Source organism: Vibrio sp. B1REV9 (assembly GCF_905175395.2).
GTDB lineage: Bacteria > Pseudomonadota > Gammaproteobacteria > Enterobacterales > Vibrionaceae > Vibrio > Vibrio alfacsensis.
The window spans coordinates 1,116,658-1,132,919 of the sequence record NZ_HG992745.1; the positions used below are offsets into that span (position 1 = coordinate 1,116,658).

Here is a 16,262-nt window from a genome sequence, read left to right on the forward strand (position 1 = left end):
TGCACAAAACGCTAATTAATGGCGCAGTAAGTTCAAAGCAAGATAAAGGTGCAATTTGTCATCTAAGTTGTTGATACTTAGCTTAGTAATCTTTTCTATTTGTTCTAGTCGATAGCGTAGAGTATTACGGTGAATATGCAGGAGTTGGCTTGTTTGATAAGCGTCACAGTTTTGAGCAAAATATGCTTTGAGGGTTTTTACTAATGTTCCCTTGGTGTCTTGTTTCATCAATAAATCGAAAGGCTCTCTTAGTTGTTCAACTTTCCATGACTCTTCGAACAGGCTGCTGAGAAGAACGGGTAATCGATGATTTTGATAGAAAAAGACCTCGCCATTTTGGTTATGTACCGATTCTAAAGTGAGTTTGGCCGTTTGATACGATTTACTCAGCCCATCACTTCCTTCAAAATAATCTCCCAAAGCGATACGAATCTTAAATTTGCCTAATTGTCGTACACGTTTCAGGAGTTTTGTGACTCGCTTGCGTTCATTCTCAATGGACCAGCCGTTTTTGCTCAGTTCTATTGGTTTAAGTACCACGACCTCATTGGCGGATACCGATAAAATACCGACTAGATTGTCACGCTCAGGGAACTCTAAAAGATGCACGAGCTGCTGCAAGTGTGCGAGTGACAACGGAGTCTTATTTTCATCAGGCATGACTTGGACGATAGCTGCAATTCGAGGCTTGCTAAGATCAAGATCGAGCCTTTCTCCGATTAGGCGAATGGCATCATTATCGATTTGCGCACCTTGAATCAGCTGTATTACCAGTTCTTCTCTGTGGCGTTTGTGCCACTCTACTTGTGACATGAGTGCCGCTTGCTCAACAATAAGCTCCGCCGTCATCTTTACTAACTCACCATACTGGTGCACGTGTTCTGGTTCGCCAGATATGCCAATGGTGCCAATAATTCTATCTTGATAGATGATCGGGAAGTTGATGCCGGGCTTGACGCCTTTGAGGTGTTCGGCGGTTGCTGAGTCAATGGCGACAACGCGATGTTCTGCAATAGCAAGGATCGCCCCTTCATGGCGCTGACAGAGTCGCGCAGGATCACCGGAACCAATAATGCGGCCCAATTCGTCCATGACGTTGACAGAATAAGGGATGATCTTCATGGTACGCTCGACAATCTGTCTTGCGATGGTTTCATTTAGCTGCATAACAAGCTTATTTAAGGTGCAAAACGCGCAAGATACCACTAGGCTCTTGGCGGGACAATCGTATAAAAGGTGTGCGACAACGTATTATCTTCAGATAAAGTATGTAGTGAACCCAAAGTGATACTTGCGTTTGAAAGTTAGCGGGGTAGACTTCGCCCATTAATTACCTTTGTTCAGCAGAGAGCATTTTCTGCCGTAGAAAGGTGGTAACAATAAAATTGAATGGGTGACGATTCGTCTGACCAGAGTTAAAGAGCACTACGATGGAATTTGAATTTATTCGTAATACGCTGATGGGCGAGTATTACGTAAAATGCAGTATGGGGCATGAGATTGTTGGTCGTTGGCTGCAAGAAGAAATCGGCAAAGACCCTGCAAAAATTGCACAAGTTGAAGCTTTAATTGATCAGGCATTTTCTTCGCCATCTCAAGAGCATAGACTGACTGGTGCAGAAATAAGTTTAATGATCCTCGATGATGAAGTTCTGGTGCAAGAAAATGCACTGAGTCACGATTATGAAGTCGAGATGGAAACTGAATTCGATTTCTACAATGCCGAGAGCACGGCGAGTTGCGGTATTGAGGACTTTTGTTCTTTGATTGAGCAATGGAAAGACTTTTTGAACATTTAATGCACAGTTTTGGGTAGTCTCACTGAGATTGCCTTATATTTGTGAAAAGGGCGCACCGACTTGGTGCGCCTTTTTTGTTTATAAGTTTAGGATTTTATCTAAGTTTATATAAATCAATGAGATAAAAAGTTGGCACGCAGCTTGGATTAACAAAACTGTTTCAGGATGAAAGCTGCGGAGAAGAGTCAATGAAAATCATTAATGCCATTATAAAACCTTTTAAGTTAGACGATGTACGTGAAGCATTGGCTGATGTTGGTATTGAAGGGATGACAGTATCAGAGGTGAAAGGTTTTGGTCGTCAGAAAGGCCACACGGAGCTATACCGTGGCGCGGAGTATCAAGTCGACTTTCTACCAAAAGTAAAACTAGAAATTGCAACCCATGCAGACAATGTAGAACGCGTGGTAGAAGCCATCACTAAAGCGGCTCAAACCGGCAAAATTGGTGATGGTAAGATTTTTGTCTACGACCTAAACCAAGCGGTACGTATCCGTACTGGTGAAATGGACGCAGAAGCACTTTAAAGAATTCAAGGGATTGGAGAACTATCATGGAATTAACAACTACGGTAACCGAATTACGTTACGCACTCGACACCTTTTTCTTCCTCATTTCCGGTGCGTTAGTAATGTGGATGGCAGCGGGTTTTGCCATGCTGGAAGCGGGCTTAGTTCGCTCTAAAAACACAACAGAAATTCTAACCAAAAACATCTGTCTGTACGCGATTGCTTGTACCATGTTCTTATTGGTCGGTTACAACATCATGTACGTTGATAACGGCGAGGGCGGCTGGTTGCCATCATTTGGTGCGCTAATCGGCACACAGGCTGAAGGAGCCGACCACTCTCTAGAGTCAGATTTCTTCTTCCAAGTAGTATTCGTAGCAACAGCAATGTCGGTAGTATCTGGCGCGGTTGCAGAGCGTATGAAGCTTTGGTCTTTCCTAATTTTCTCAGCGGTACTGACGGCATTTATCTACCCAATGGAAGGTTACTGGACGTGGGGCGGTGGCTTCCTATCAGAAGCAGGCTTTAGTGACTTTGCGGGCTCAGGTATCGTACACATGGCAGGTGCTTCAGCAGCATTAGCAGGCGTACTATTACTGGGTGCACGTAAAGGTAAATACGGTAAAAACGGCGAAATCTACCCAATCCCAGGTTCAAACATGCCTCTCGCTACATTGGGTACGTTCATCCTTTGGTTTGGTTGGTTCGGTTTCAACGGCGGCTCTCAACTAATGGTTTCTGACTTTGAGAATGCGACAGCAGTAGGCCAAATTTTCTTGAACACTAACGCAGCGGCAGCGGCAGGTGCAATTGCAGCACTATTCGTATGTAAAACAACGTGGGGTAAAGCGGATCTAACGATGATTCTGAACGGTGCGCTTGCAGGTCTTGTTGCAATCACGGCTGACCCTCTATCACCATCACCGCTTTATGCTGTGGCAATTGGTGCGGTATCTGGTGCACTAGTGGTATTCAGCATCATTGGTCTAGACAAGATTAAGATTGATGATCCTGTTGGTGCTATCTCAGTTCACGGTGTGTGTGGTTTCTTCGGCCTAATGGTTGTGCCACTAAGCAATGGTGATGCAACGTTTGGTGCACAGCTTCTAGGTGCGGCAGTTATCTTTGCTTGGGTATTTGGTGCAAGCCTAGTGGTATGGGCAATCTTAAAAGTAACCATTGGCATTCGAGTTTCGGAAGACGAAGAGATGGAAGGGATGGATATGCATGACTGTGGCGTTGGCGCTTACCCAGAGTTCGTTACTGTAAAATAGCGGACATATTGAAATAATTAGTTACAAACTAAACGTTCAACAACCTGCTCGAAAGAGCAGGTTTTTTTGTGTCACATCATTGTTTTCTTGTTGAACATGCATATAATAACGCAACTGATAAACATTATCATTAGCATGACAAGGGATTAACCAATGAAAAAACTGCTAACTCTTTCAGCGATTACTTGCGCTACTCTGGCTCCAACAGCAATGGCTGCTGAAGAAGTGAACGTCTACTCTTACCGTCAACCTTTCCTAGTTGAACCAATGTTCAACGAGTTCACTAAAGAAACTGGCATTAAAGTAAACGTGAAGTTTGCGAAAAAAGGTCTAGCAGAGAAGTTGGCTCAGGAAGGCGAATACAGCCCCGCTGACGTAATCCTTACTACAGATATCAGTCGTCTAGCTGAACTGACGAACAAAGGTCTAGTTCAAAAGGTAGACAGCAAAATCATCGAAGAAAACGTACCAGCACAGTACCAAGACAAAGAAAACGAGTGGTTTGCTCTGACTTTACGTACTCGTAACGTTTACTCTTCACGTGACCGTGTTGGCAAACTAGGTAACGACTTCAACTACGAGGATCTAGCGAAGCCAGAATTCAAAGGCAAAATTTGTACTCGTAGCGGTAAGCACCCTTACAACGTATCTCTAGTGTCTTCTATGATCGCGCACCACGGTGAAGTTGAAACAAAAGAATGGCTAGAAGGCGTAAAAGCGAACCTAGCTCGTAAACCTCAAGGTAATGACCGTGCTCAAGTTAAAGCAATCAAAGAAGGCTTGTGTGACGTGTCTCTAGGTAACAGCTACTACCTAGGTAAGATGGTTAACGACAAAGAGCAAAAAGCTTGGGCTGACGCGGTATACATTAATTTTCCTAACCAAGAGACAACAGGTACTCACGTAAACATTTCTGGTATGGCGATGGCGAAGTTCTCTCCAAACAAAGACAATGCTGTGAAGTTAATGGAATTCCTAACGGGTGACAAAGCGCAGCAAATGTATGCAGAAGTAAACTACGAGTACCCAGTGAAGGAAGGCGTTAAGCGTTCTGAACTTGTGGAATCTTGGGGTGACTTCTCCGCGGATAAGATTTCTCTAGACGATATTGCAGCAAATCATGAAGCGGCAATTAAGTTGCTAGATGAAGTGAAATTTGACCTTTAATTCCATGTGGGGGTATAACTATACCCCCATTTGATTAAAGGATATGAGATGTATTTGCACCTGCATTTGTGTTTCATAAAGCCTTGTAGTATTTAGGCAATGAAGAATAAACATTCTCTATGGAAAACCAGTAGTGGGGTAATCACCTTGTTACTGGTTTTGCCGATCTTAGCGATCTTCTATACCGCCATTGGCGAGACGGATGACTTGTTTGCACATTTGATGTCGACGGTCATGCCAACCTATATCTATAACACTGTTGCACTGACCGCTGGTGTGATGTTCCTTTCTTTGATTCTCGGTATTCCAAGCGCTTGGTTTATGGCGATGTGTAAATTGCCAACTGAGAAGTGGTTGCAGTGGGCCTTGGTTCTACCGCTTGCCATGCCAGGTTATATCATTGGCTATATTTTTACGGATTGGTTTGATTTTGCCGGACCGATTCAAATCTTTTTGCGTGATATAACGGGTTGGGGGCCTGGCGACTATTGGTTCCCAGATATTCGAACCTTAAGTGGTGCGACTTTTGTTCTTTCTCTGGTTCTTTACCCATATGTATACCTGCTGTGTCGTGCAGCATTTATGGAACAGAACGTTTCCTTGCTGCAAAGTGCGCGCTTACTCAAATGTTCTCCTTGGGAAAGCTTTTGGCGTATTTCGTTACCCTTAGTTCGACCATCTATCGCGGTTGGTTTGTCTCTCGTCGCGATGGAAACCATTGGTGATTTCGGAACAGTCAGTTACTTTGCGGTGAATACATTGACAACTGCGGTTTACGATACCTGGCTTGGTTACTCAAACTTAAATGCTGCGGCGAAGATCTCAGCAATGATGTTGATGGTGGTTGTGCTTTTGCTCAGCGCGGAACGTTACAGTCGCCGTAAACAGAAGCTTTTCCAAAGTCAATTTAACAGCCATGAAGAGTTTCGTTATGAGTTAAAAGGTTGGCAGAAATGGGGGGCGTTGATTTGGTGTTGGGGTTTGGTTGCCGTCGCGTTTGTTTTCCCACTGTTACAGTTAATTGATTACGCTATTACGTACTTTGCTCAGAGTTGGACACCAGAATTCCGTGAATACGCATGGAACAGCTTGGTGGTGTCAATCGTGGCGGCAATCATTGGTGTTGCAATTGCCTTGATTGTGAATTTTAGCCAGCGAGTTAACGGTGGTCGTTCGAGTTTGGCATTTATGCGGTTATCCTCTATGGGGTATGCGGTTCCGGGAACGGTACTTGCGATCGGCGTGATGGTGGCGGTGTTGTTTATGGATCACCGTGTGAACGATTTTGCTAAAGCGATGGAGTGGAGCAGACCTGGGCTGATTTTCTCTGGCTCAATGTTTGCGTTGATCTTCGCTATGGTGGTGCGTTTCTCTGCCGTCGCCATTGGCAGCGTGGAAAGCAACTTGAATAAGATTTCTCCATCATTAGACATGGCCTCTCGAACCATGGGCTGTACGCCGAATACCATGTTATGGCGAGTGCATTTCCCATTGGTAAAACGCGGTGCATTGATCGCCGGACTATTAGTGTTTATTGAGTCGATGAAAGAGCTTAATGCTGCACTGTTGTTGCGTCCATTTAACTTTGAAACCTTGGCGACGTATGTATATAACTTCGCCTCGGACGAGCATTTAGAGCTTGCTGCTCTGCCGGCTGTATTACTGGTTCTTGTTGGGTTGATCCCGCTTGTTGTTGTAAATCGTTCACTGGAGCAAAATCACTGATGAGCTGCGCATTATCTATTCAAAACTTAACTTGTCAGTATGACGCTCAAACAGTACTTGAATCATTGTCTCTTGAAGTGGAACAAGGCCAGATTGTTTGCCTACTTGGTGCGAGTGGGTGTGGTAAAACAACCCTACTTAAGGCAATAGCGGGTTTGTTGCCTCTGAGCTCCGGACAAATGAGTTTAAACTGTGTCACGATTGATGACGGTGAAAATTGGCTGCCACCCGAGCAACGTAACATCGGTATGATCTTTCAAGATTATGCACTGTTTCCTCACTTGACGGTGGCAGAGAACATTGCCTTTGGCCTAAAAAATGAAAGCGCTCAACAGAAGTTACTCAAAGTAGAAGAGATGTTGGGTTTGGTTCACCTAAAAGGCTACGGCGATCGTTACCCTCATCAGCTGTCTGGTGGTCAGCAGCAGCGTGTGGCGATTGCTCGTTCGCTTGCTTATAAACCAGATTTACTGTTGCTAGATGAGCCGTTTTCTAATATTGATACCCAAGTTCGTCACGAGCTGATCGGCGAGATTAGAAAGATCTTTAAAGAACAGGGTGTTACTGCAATTTTTGTTACGCACAGTCGTGAAGAGGCGTTTGCGTTTGCCGACAAAATGGCCGTTATGAATCGAGGCGTGATTGAACAGTATGGAACGGCTTCAGAGCTTTACTATCAGCCATCGAGTAAGTTTGTTGCTGACTTTTTAGGTGGTGGTAGTTATTTGGCTGCCAAACGTATTTCTGACAGCGAATTCGAAACGCAGCTTGGAGTGATAGAAGCGAATACGCAGCAAGAGATTCTAATTGGTGCGGAATGTTCTTTGTTACTTCGTCCACAGCATGTCCAAATTGAAGCGGATAGTGAAAGTGCAGTCAAAGTGTTAGAACAGCACTTTATGGGAGATCACTGCCGTTACATTATTGATGTGAATGGTGACCGTTTATTGGCGACTTCAGCTCAAGCGCTTAATGTCGGTGATAATGTGACGGTGAAAGTAGAAACCCAAGGTGTGTTGGCATTTGCTTAATCAACAACTCAGTAGCGAAAAGAGATAAAAAGGCCCGGCAGTCATGCCGGGCAAGTGTTCTTCACCTATAGGTTTGTGCTTGGACAGGCACAAGGTCAGTTATAAAGACAAGAAGTCTTTAAACTGTTGAAGAACACGTTCCGCAGTGTCCTTATCTTGCATTTCTGCAAAAATTCGTAGCAGTGGCTCAGTACCTGAGAAGCGCGCAATAATCCAACCGCCGTTCTTGAAGTACACTTTCGCACCATCTTCGTAGCTGACTTTTTCAATTTCAAACTCAAACTCAGGCAACTGCTTTTCAACATAAATCTTATTGAACAGTATTTCTTTTTGTGCAGGTTTGAACTTGCAATCGCCCTCTGCCATGTAGGCATAGCCGTACTTGCCGTAGATTTCGTCCAGTAACTCAGATAATTTCTTGCCAGTGACGGAAATCATTTCTACCAATAAGCTTGATGCGAATACACCATCTTTACCTTTGATATGGCCGCGTATCGTTAAACCACCAGAGCTTTCACCACCGATCAGTGAGTCATCCGCTTCCATTTGTGAACTGATGTGCTTAAAGCCTACGGGTACTTCAAAGCACTTTTCACCGTGATCGGCTGCGACTTTATCGAGTAGGTGCGTAGTTGCGATGTTACGTACGACAGAGCCTTTCCAACCTTTGTACTCTAGTAAGTAGTAGTAAAGTAGAAGTAGCACTTCATTTGGGTGAATAAAGTGGCCCTTTTCATCGATAATACCTAAACGGTCTGCGTCACCATCGGTTCCGATACCAATGTCATAACCCTCTTGTTCGACAAGGTGCATTAGGCGATAGAGTGTTGCTGCGCTTGGTGATGGCATTAAGCCACCAAAATCTGGGTTTTTACCATCGTTGATGACATCAACTTCACAGCGACCATTGATCAGCACGGTTTGCAGCGCATTTTTCGCCACACCAAACATAGGGTCGATGAGAACACGTAGATTCGCGCGCTTGATCGCTTCAATATCGATGAAGTCGATGATTGAGTCGACAAATGCATTCATTGGGTTGATGATGTTAATTTGCTTATCTTCAACGGCTTGATCAAAATCGACACTTTTCACATCTTGCGCGGTGAGTGTCGCAATTTGAGTTTCGATCTTTTGTGTGATGATTTCGTCTGCATCACGGCCACCTTCGATGAAAACTTTTATGCCGTTGTAATCAGCAGGGTTGTGTGAAGCCGTAATACAAGCAGAATAAGCACAGTTCATCTCTTTAGCTTGAAACATCACGATTGGGGTTGGAACAAACTTGTCGATAAAGCTCACCACGATGCCGTTTGCTGCAAGAACTTCTGCAAACCAACGACCTGCTTTGTCAGAAAGAAAGCGACGGTCATAGCCGATAATAAAGCCGCGATCCGCGACGGATTCGTTGTTCGTAATGTTTGCCACTGCTTGAGCAACTAAACGTACATTATCTTTGGTGAACTCCTCACCGATAAATGCACGCCAACCGCCTGTACCAAATTTGATCATAATTCGATCCTCGATAAGAGCGGCATCCCACCGCTTCTTAAACCTTTGCTAGCGAACCGATGCACTTATCAAACTTAAGTGCATCGGATAAATCGAAAGGGGAGAAAGACTCCCCCAAAAGATGATTAACCCAGAGTTACGATAACTTCGTTTACTGAACCTTCCGCTTGAACTGGTACCGATGCACCACTTACAGCTTCACCGTTTACGGTAATCGACTTAACGCCTTTGCTTACTGAATCAGGGTTTACGACTTTGATGTTGTACGTTGCACCTAACCATTGACGAGTCACTTCGAAGCCAGGCCAGTTCGTTGGGATACATGGATCGATAGTAAGACCGTCGAAGCCTGTTCGCACACCAAGGATAAAGTTGGTTACGGCGAAGTAAGCCCAACCAGAGGTACCTGTTAACCATGGGTGGTTTGCACGACCGTGGTCTTGGTGGTCACGACCCATGATGAACTGCACGTATGAGTAAGGCTCTGCAATACGTTTTTCGATGATGTCGTTTTGGTTGTATGGGTTCAGTGCGTCGTAGAACTTCATTGCACGGTCACCACGACCTAATTTCGCTTCAGCGACCCAAGCCCATGGGTTTGGATGTGAGAAGATAGCGCCGTTCTCTTTTACGCCTTGGTAAACGCGAGTAACAAAACCAATATCATCGTTTGGCGTTGCAAATGATGGTGAGTTTAGATGTAAGCCGTATTCAGAGAACAAGTTCTCGTCTACCGCATCCATCGCTTTCTCACCGCGCTCTTGAGAAACCGCACCAGAAAGTACCGCTAATGTGTTTGACTCAAGGTGTACTCGGCCTTCCGCTTGTTGTGCAGTACCAATCTTATCGCCATTCTTTGTCAGACCACGGATGTACCAACCACCCTCATCGTCCCAAAGGTGTGTTTCACACGCCTCGCGAACGTTAGCTGCCATTTCCGTGTATTTCTCGACGTCTGCTTCTTTGCCTAGGTATTTTGCTAGGTCGATGAACTCTTGCAGTGCCCAGAAGTGCAGGAATGACACCATTGACGATTCGCCACCACCTAGGTTTAGACAGTCGTTCCAGTCAGCACGCAGACCTTTACAGATACCGGTTTGACCTACGTATTCAGCAGAGAAGTCTAGTGCTGCTTTCATATGGTCATAAACCGTTGCATCGCCACCATCTGCGTAAGGGATTACTTCGTCGAAGAAGCTATGTTCACCCGTTTCCATCACGTACTTACAAATGGTTGGGACTAGCCATAGGTGGTCATCAGAACACGTGTCTTCGATGCCGTGGATCTTGTCCTCATCAGATGGAGTTGGAACAACCGTTGGTGATTTTGATGGTTTAACGTCAGCTTTTTCTGGATCGAACCAATCTGGATCGAATAGGTGTAGACCGTAACCCGCTTTCACTTGGCCACGCAGTAGGTCAACGATGCGTTTGCGCGTCATTACTGGGTTAGCGTGAGGAACTGAGATCGCATCTTGCGCTGTATCGCGGTAACCAAGACCAGTACGACCACCCACTTCGATGAATGAAGCAAAGCGAGACCACACCACACACGTTTCTGCTTGGTATAGCGTCCAAGCGTTGATCATGGTGTCTAACCCTTCGTTTGGTGATTTCACTTGGAACTTGCCACAACGCTCATCCCAGTGTGCTTTGATGCCCGCAAATGCATTGTCGACTTCTGCAAGGTCTTGGTACTTAGCACGTAGACGGTCACCGTTGCCTTTACCGATACCTAGAATGTAAGCAAAACGAACTTCTTCACCTGGTTGGATGGTGAATTGTTTGTGCAGAGATCCACAGTGGTTGTAACACGTTTGCGCGGTGTTGAAACACTTACCTTGTTCTACCGCTAGTGGGTTGGCTTCATCACGGTATAGACCTAGGAAGCTGTCACGTTGACCGTCGTACGAATCTGGCTCAAACGTTGACGCTAGGTAGTAGAAGCCTTCGAAATCGTTGGTGTTGTAGTATAGGTCGTACTCAATCACGCCTTCGTTGTATGACGTACCAGCCGAGTACAGCGACATTTGATGGTTCTGGTTATCAGATTGAATGTGGCTAAATGAGAACTCAACAAATGAGAATGCGCTGATCGTACGTGGCTTGTCAGAGGTGTTCTTAATCACCACATCCCAAACTTCCGCGTCTTCGCCTTTTGGTACGAATAGCGTTTTCGTTGCTTCGATACCATTGTAGTCACATTTAAATTTCGAGTATGACAAACCATGACGAACTTCGTAGCTTGCTTCATCAAGGCTTTTTGCGACTGGTTGCCATGAAATTGACCAGTAATCACCCGTCTCATCATCACGCAGGTAAACATAATGTCCAGGGCGATCAAACGTCGCATTCGGACGGAATTTAGTAACACGGTTGTATTCTGGAGAGTTGTAGAACGAGTAACCACCCGCGTTATGTGAGATAACCGTACAGAACTTTTCAGTGCCTAGGTAGTTAGTCCAAGGTGCTGGTACGTCAGGGCGAGTGATGACGTATTCACGATTCTCGTTATCGAAATAGCCGTATTTCATTTATGTATTTCCTTTTTACTAAACTGCACCTGCAGTCAAAAAATTTATAATCTTTTAAAGCGTAATGTGTTGGCATCACACTGATATTACTTCCACGGTTTACGGTAATTTACGCCCTGCAAGTCGAGCAGAGGTAGGTGTCCTTTCAAACGTGATAAATAGTCGGTCCAATCGCGGTGTTGTTTTTCAGTCCAACATGCTTCTGCCATGGCAGTCAGGCGAGGGAAAATCATGTAGTCCATGCGCGATGGGTTGTTGATGATTTCGCACCATAGAGCGGTTTGAATGCCCCAAATGCGTTTTCTGATTGGGTCGTCAGCAGGGACTTCCGCTAACGGTTCGTAGTTGTATGCCTTTTCTAATGGCAGCGGGTTTGCCCAATCGACGCCAGGCTCTTCTGGTGCGTAGTCTTGGGTCATATCCAAATAAGTAGTTTGTGCTGGTTGCAGCACCACATCAAAGCCTTGGCGAGCACAGTTCAATGCCGCTTCTTCGCTTAACCATGAGTAAATAACGGTATCTTTGCTGACCTTGTTGCCGTGTTGAGCTTCTTCCCAACCCAGCATGCGTTTGCCCAGTTTGCGCAGTTTGTCTTCTGCATGACGCAGGAAGTGACCTTGCAGCTCTTTGTAGTCGGTGTAACTCAATTGCGCCATTAGGGCTTGGCAAGCGGGGCTCTTTGACCAAACGCCATGTGGCACTTCATCAGCTCCAATATGCACATAAGGTGCAGGGAACAATGCCGCCACTTCTTCCAATACCTTGTCGATAAATTCATAGCTGCCCGGTAGAGCAGGATTGATGACGTTGTCGTTATAGTGCTGAATGCTACGGTATTCGGTGGTGTCGTCTGCTTCAACCAATAGGTGAGGTAGCGACTTGATTGCCGCTCGACAGTGCCCAGGAACGTCAATTTCAGGAATGATCGTAATGCCACGTTGTGCGGCAAACGCGATAACATCTTTGATTTCTTCTTGCGTATAGAAGCCGCCGTAGCGCTGAGATAAATGCGTGTATTGTGGTTCGAGAGTTTCACCAACGCCACGCCATGCACCAACATCGGTAAGCTGAGGTAGTGATTTGATTTCGATGCGCCAGCCCTCATCGTCAGTGAGGTGCCAATGGAACGTGTTAAACTTGTAATGCGCCAGTAAATTGATCAAGCGTTTCACTTGCTCTACTGAATGGAAGTGTCGCGCGCAGTCGAGCATCATGCCACGGTATCGAAAACGAGGACTGTCTTTAATTGTGCAGCACACTGCATCCATGGTATTGCTTTCTTCATCGCGCTTGATGAGTTGTAATAACGTTGCACATGCGTGGGTAAACCCAGATGAAGATCCCGCTTCGATCTTAATAGAGGCTTGTGTAACTTTGAGTTTGTATGCTCCCTCATCAAGCGTTGGATTGCTCTTAAATAAGATCTTTCCGCTATTCGATGACGCGATTTCAAATTGGTGAATTCGTTTCAGCTCTTCCAGTAACCACTCTTTTGCGGTGTTAGCTAAATCGGTGTAGCTTGCAATGCCAACTTGCTCATCAAAACGGAATGAATGATCATTTATTTCGATATGATTTGGTTTTGGCAATAGTGGTTGTGCATGAGAATCACTTGGAGGAATATCGCAGCGCTCTTTGTATGGTGATGCTAAAACGATAGGCGTGACATCAACGTTTGCACGTTGTGATTGACCATCAACGATAAAATCGACGGTTGCTTCATTGAAGCCATCAGAGTAATAGCGGAAAGGGTTCGAACCAATACTAAATTCGCAGTAATAATGATGGTTTGCTTCAAGTACTTGTCTCTCGGGTTTGAGAGTACAGAAACTGCCAATTTGTGTTAACTGGCCGTTTGAAACACTGCCCGGAAGAATGTAACGATCAAACGCAAGAGTTAAACCCCACTGAACGAGGTCTTGATCACTTAAGTTATGAAAAGTCAGACCAAAGCGGCAGTTTTGTTTCTGCTCAGATAGAACGACTAGATCAACTCGATATTCCATATTCACTCCTGCTCAACATTAACCGAGTAAAGGTTATGTTCTGGTTTGCCTGCAAACATAATGGCCCCATCGATGGCATCAAATTCGGGCTCAACCACCCACTGTTGAACTGGCGGAGATAGCCAGCGCAAAATTCGCTCTGCGATACTGCCCATCAAGCAAATGCGCGTTGCACCGCGTTTATTGAGAGCGACTAAGAACATTTCAATATCTGCTGCGGTTTGTTTGAGCATTTCTATCGCCAACGTATCGCCTTGATCTGCGTGTTGGAAAATTGCAGGGGAAAACTGACCATAGTCTCGTGGCAATGCTGTTTTAGACCAAGCGACTATGTTGTCGATATCATTTTTAAAATGTGCCATTACGTGCGTTGTTAACGGTGTTTTTTCACGAATGCCATCTTCTGCAAGTAAAACTTGTTGAATTAGACGTAGCCCCATAACGGCACCGCCACCTTGATCCGAGATTGGAAATTCACGACCACCAACAACATGCTGCTCAAGTCCTTTCAGGTAAATGCCACAAGAGCCGGTTCCTGCAATCATGATTGCTCCATCCTTACCATTGTGGGCGCCGATGCACGCACCATAGGCATCGGTATTGAGTGTCATGCTGGCAAACGGGTGCTCTAAAGCCATGAATGCTTGCCAAGAGGTTTTATGTTCTGCGCCTGCTAGCGCTAAGCCTACATGCATAGAAGAAAAATCGGATTGAGTCAGACCGCCGTGTTTTGCCGCAGAAGCAATAGATTCAAGAATCGACACCATTGCGATTTCCGCGCCTAACATGATGTTTGCGCTGCCACTTTTCGCTTCGCCAATGACGTTGCCTTGAGCATCTTTAATGCGGGCGCGACATGATGTACCCCCGCCATCGATTCCAACAAAATACATCCCCATGATTATTGCTCCTCGAATGCGTTAGAATCAGCAAGCATGGAAATGTGCTGAGCTTGGCTCATGATTGCTAATAGATACCATGCCCCATGCGGGATCCACTGTTCGCCCCAGCGCCAGTTTTGAAGCATGTCGTCTTTCTGTGCTGGTGGATTAAAGGCGATGTCCTCTTCGTCTTCAAAGCCTGCCGTGATGCCATTGCACACACCACCTTTAGCGTTGAAGAAGCCGTATTGAGGGAGGTAGTCAGGGTTGTTACGCCCATGGCCGTCCAACATGCACATGTCGTATGGGTTTAGACCAACAATCCAGTTAATCGAATCTTGAGCAAGAGCTGAGAGCTGTTGTTTTAATTGATCTGATACAACGTGTGGTTGCGCCACATAAGCCATGGTCGCCAGTGAACCTAGGCGGGCATTCTCACCTTGCCACCAGTATCCAGACTCATTGTTGTGTGCCACAAAGAACGCATCACGTTTAGCTTCATCCACGCCTTTTACATATTGGCGAGGGTAGCCAAATGGGTTGGTTACTTTGTTGGTGATAGAGACTTCAAATTCACACGCTTGAGTGATGATTTGTTTGACTACCGATGCGCGCTCAGAGTCGTCTTCGATACTTAAGTATTCACATAGTGCGATAACAGGAAGCCCCGCTTCTGCTGCATGGAAGTAAGGTCGACTGCCATCTTGATTAGCACTCCAAAAGTGTTGAATGTTCTCATCACTTGTTTGGCGAGTTGAAAGACGTTTTGCCCATACGCGGCTTTCATCTAGGTAACGCGCCTCTTTGGTGGTCTTGAATAGCTCTACAGCGGCAAGAAGCGCACAGTATTCATCAATGATGTTCTCTTCACCATCGTTTAAGTATTGGGTGTTGCACTCTTTTAGATGCCAATAGCCGTTTTCTGCGGCATTACGATATTTTTGTTGGTCAAACTCACCGTGAACATCTAAGCGAGCGGCTGATGCTAATGCTGCAATGCTAATGCCTGCACCTTGGCGATAACCTGCTTGGTAATCATCAAATTTGTGACCTAACTGGGTTTCATAAGCGCAGATTTCGCGTTGGGCGGTGTCTTTACTCCACTTGTCGAACACCGTCATGTAGAAGAAGCCTTTTTCGTTTTGCATACGGACAAGGAAATCAGCGCCGAATAGTGCTTCTTCAATGAGACGAGTTGCGGTGAATTTAGCCAGTTTCTCGTTGCCTTGAAGCAGAGACAAACCTTTCAACATATTCCAAACCACCATTGGGGTTTGCTGTGGGTTGAGGTAGTTCGCGTAGGACAAGTGGCTGAGGTATTTGCTGACATCACCAGATGCGTCATACCAACCGCCGTGAACATCGGCAGTTTCGTTTGAATTTAGCAGTGGGGCTTGACGATCTTGCTGATCGAAAATGCCGCCACAGCGTTGAGATTTAAAGTAGTGGATCACATCAGACAGAGTGTGATCGAGAAGAATATGTTCGCCGATCTCAAAGTGAGATGAGCGTAAATGATCGAAACGAAGGTAGTAGTTACCTGGAGTGTTAAATGAAGAAAAGTCGATGAGGTAGAAATGACCTTGATGCCAGTTCGCTACTTTGCCTTGCTTCTCAACCGTTAGGGTTGCAACCGTTTGATGACTATTGGCACAAACCAGCAAAGCAGTATAAGAAGACAGACGTGATCGGCTCGTCTGGATGATCGCTTTTTTAGGACCTAGACGCTCGTAACCAATGTGGTTAGTCAGTAGCAGCATTCAATTTCTCCAGGGGAACAAATAATACAAAGAAAAAGTGGGTCAGGTTTAGCCTGACCCTAGT

General features: G+C 45.5%; 12 protein-coding genes. 6 read left to right on the top strand and 6 right to left on the bottom strand.

The window, feature by feature from the left end:
• Positions 1-15: 15 nt before the first annotated feature.
• Positions 16-1,167, bottom strand: a complete 1,152-nt coding sequence (locus tag KHN78_RS10755; RefSeq protein ID WP_211916019.1) for a sugar diacid recognition domain-containing protein — start codon at positions 1,165-1,167, stop codon at positions 16-18.
• Between the two features lie 263 nt (positions 1,168-1,430).
• Here KHN78_RS10755 and KHN78_RS10760 point away from each other — a divergent pair, with 263 nt between their 5' ends.
• The 6 genes from KHN78_RS10760 (at position 1,431) to KHN78_RS10785 (ending at position 7,505) form a co-directional block, all read left to right on the top strand.
• Positions 1,431-1,799, top strand: a complete 369-nt coding sequence (locus KHN78_RS10760; RefSeq protein ID WP_211916020.1) for a YacL family protein — start codon at positions 1,431-1,433, stop codon at positions 1,797-1,799.
• A 188-nt stretch (positions 1,800-1,987) separates the two neighbouring features.
• Positions 1,988-2,326 (top strand): P-II family nitrogen regulator, encoded by a 339-nt coding sequence (locus KHN78_RS10765; RefSeq protein ID WP_005439398.1) that lies wholly within the window; start codon positions 1,988-1,990, stop codon positions 2,324-2,326.
• A 26-nt stretch (positions 2,327-2,352) separates the two neighbouring features.
• Positions 2,353-3,582 carry an ammonium transporter gene (locus KHN78_RS10770; RefSeq protein WP_211916021.1) on the top strand — a complete coding sequence of 410 codons (1,230 nt, stop codon included), beginning with the start codon at positions 2,353-2,355 and terminating at the stop codon, positions 3,580-3,582.
• Positions 3,583-3,735: 153 nt separating this feature from the next.
• The gene (locus KHN78_RS10775; RefSeq protein WP_211916022.1) at positions 3,736-4,749 is read left to right on the top strand and encodes a Fe(3+) ABC transporter substrate-binding protein; all 1,014 of its coding nucleotides are present in this window, start codon (positions 3,736-3,738) and stop codon (positions 4,747-4,749) included.
• A 99-nt stretch (positions 4,750-4,848) separates the two neighbouring features.
• Positions 4,849-6,474, top strand: coding sequence for an ABC transporter permease (locus tag KHN78_RS10780; RefSeq protein ID WP_211916023.1), 1,626 nt, complete (start codon positions 4,849-4,851; stop codon positions 6,472-6,474).
• Positions 6,474-7,505 carry an ABC transporter ATP-binding protein gene (locus KHN78_RS10785; RefSeq protein WP_211916024.1) on the top strand — a complete coding sequence of 344 codons (1,032 nt, stop codon included), beginning with the start codon at positions 6,474-6,476 and terminating at the stop codon, positions 7,503-7,505. Before KHN78_RS10780 ends, KHN78_RS10785 begins: the two co-directional genes overlap by 1 nt.
• Positions 7,506-7,604: 99 nt before the next feature.
• On the opposite strand, the gene KHN78_RS10790 is transcribed toward KHN78_RS10785, so the two are convergent.
• The 5 genes from KHN78_RS10790 to KHN78_RS10810 form a co-directional block, all read right to left on the bottom strand.
• A complete protein-coding gene (locus KHN78_RS10790) occupies positions 7,605-9,017 on the bottom strand; it encodes a phosphoglucomutase/phosphomannomutase family protein (protein WP_128810248.1) in 1,413 nt (470 codons plus the stop codon).
• A gap of 125 nt (positions 9,018-9,142) precedes the next feature.
• A complete protein-coding gene (locus KHN78_RS10795; protein WP_211916025.1) occupies positions 9,143-11,551 on the bottom strand; it encodes a GH36-type glycosyl hydrolase domain-containing protein in 2,409 nt (802 codons plus the stop codon).
• 86 nt (positions 11,552-11,637) lie between these two features.
• Entirely contained in the window at positions 11,638-13,557 is a 1,920-nt protein-coding gene (locus KHN78_RS10800) for a beta-N-acetylhexosaminidase (protein ID WP_211916026.1), read from the bottom strand.
• A gap of 2 nt (positions 13,558-13,559) precedes the next feature.
• Positions 13,560-14,456: an N-acetylglucosamine kinase gene (locus tag KHN78_RS10805; protein ID WP_211916027.1), complete on the bottom strand. Its 897-nt coding sequence runs from the start codon at positions 14,454-14,456 to the stop codon at positions 13,560-13,562.
• 2 nt (positions 14,457-14,458) lie between these two features.
• Complete coding sequence (locus tag KHN78_RS10810) at positions 14,459-16,198, bottom strand: glycoside hydrolase family 9 protein (RefSeq protein ID WP_211916028.1); 1,740 nt, start codon at positions 16,196-16,198, stop codon at positions 14,459-14,461.
• Positions 16,199-16,262: the final 64 nt, after the last annotated feature.

What these genes read in the sequence shown, in the direction of transcription:
- KHN78_RS10775 (WP_211916022.1), top strand. Translation starts at nt 3,736, where the DNA reads ATGAAAAAACTGCTAACTCTTTCAGCGATTACTTGCGCTACTCTGGCT.
- KHN78_RS10795 (WP_211916025.1), bottom strand. Translation starts at nt 11,551, where the DNA reads ATGAAATACGGCTATTTCGATAACGAGAATCGTGAATACGTCATCACT.
- KHN78_RS10765 (WP_005439398.1), top strand. Translation starts at nt 1,988, where the DNA reads ATGAAAATCATTAATGCCATTATAAAACCTTTTAAGTTAGACGATGTA.
- KHN78_RS10800 (WP_211916026.1), bottom strand. Translation starts at nt 13,557, where the DNA reads ATGGAATATCGAGTTGATCTAGTCGTTCTATCTGAGCAGAAACAAAAC.
- KHN78_RS10790 (WP_128810248.1), bottom strand. Translation starts at nt 9,017, where the DNA reads ATGATCAAATTTGGTACAGGCGGTTGGCGTGCATTTATCGGTGAGGAG.
- KHN78_RS10770 (WP_211916021.1), top strand. Translation starts at nt 2,353, where the DNA reads ATGGAATTAACAACTACGGTAACCGAATTACGTTACGCACTCGACACC.
- KHN78_RS10755 (WP_211916019.1), bottom strand. Translation starts at nt 1,167, where the DNA reads ATGCAGCTAAATGAAACCATCGCAAGACAGATTGTCGAGCGTACCATG.
- KHN78_RS10780 (WP_211916023.1), top strand. Translation starts at nt 4,849, where the DNA reads ATGAAGAATAAACATTCTCTATGGAAAACCAGTAGTGGGGTAATCACC.
- KHN78_RS10785 (WP_211916024.1), top strand. Translation starts at nt 6,474, where the DNA reads ATGAGCTGCGCATTATCTATTCAAAACTTAACTTGTCAGTATGACGCT.
- KHN78_RS10760 (WP_211916020.1), top strand. Translation starts at nt 1,431, where the DNA reads ATGGAATTTGAATTTATTCGTAATACGCTGATGGGCGAGTATTACGTA.
- KHN78_RS10810 (WP_211916028.1), bottom strand. Translation starts at nt 16,198, where the DNA reads ATGCTGCTACTGACTAACCACATTGGTTACGAGCGTCTAGGTCCTAAA.
- KHN78_RS10805 (WP_211916027.1), bottom strand. Translation starts at nt 14,456, where the DNA reads ATGGGGATGTATTTTGTTGGAATCGATGGCGGGGGTACATCATGTCGC.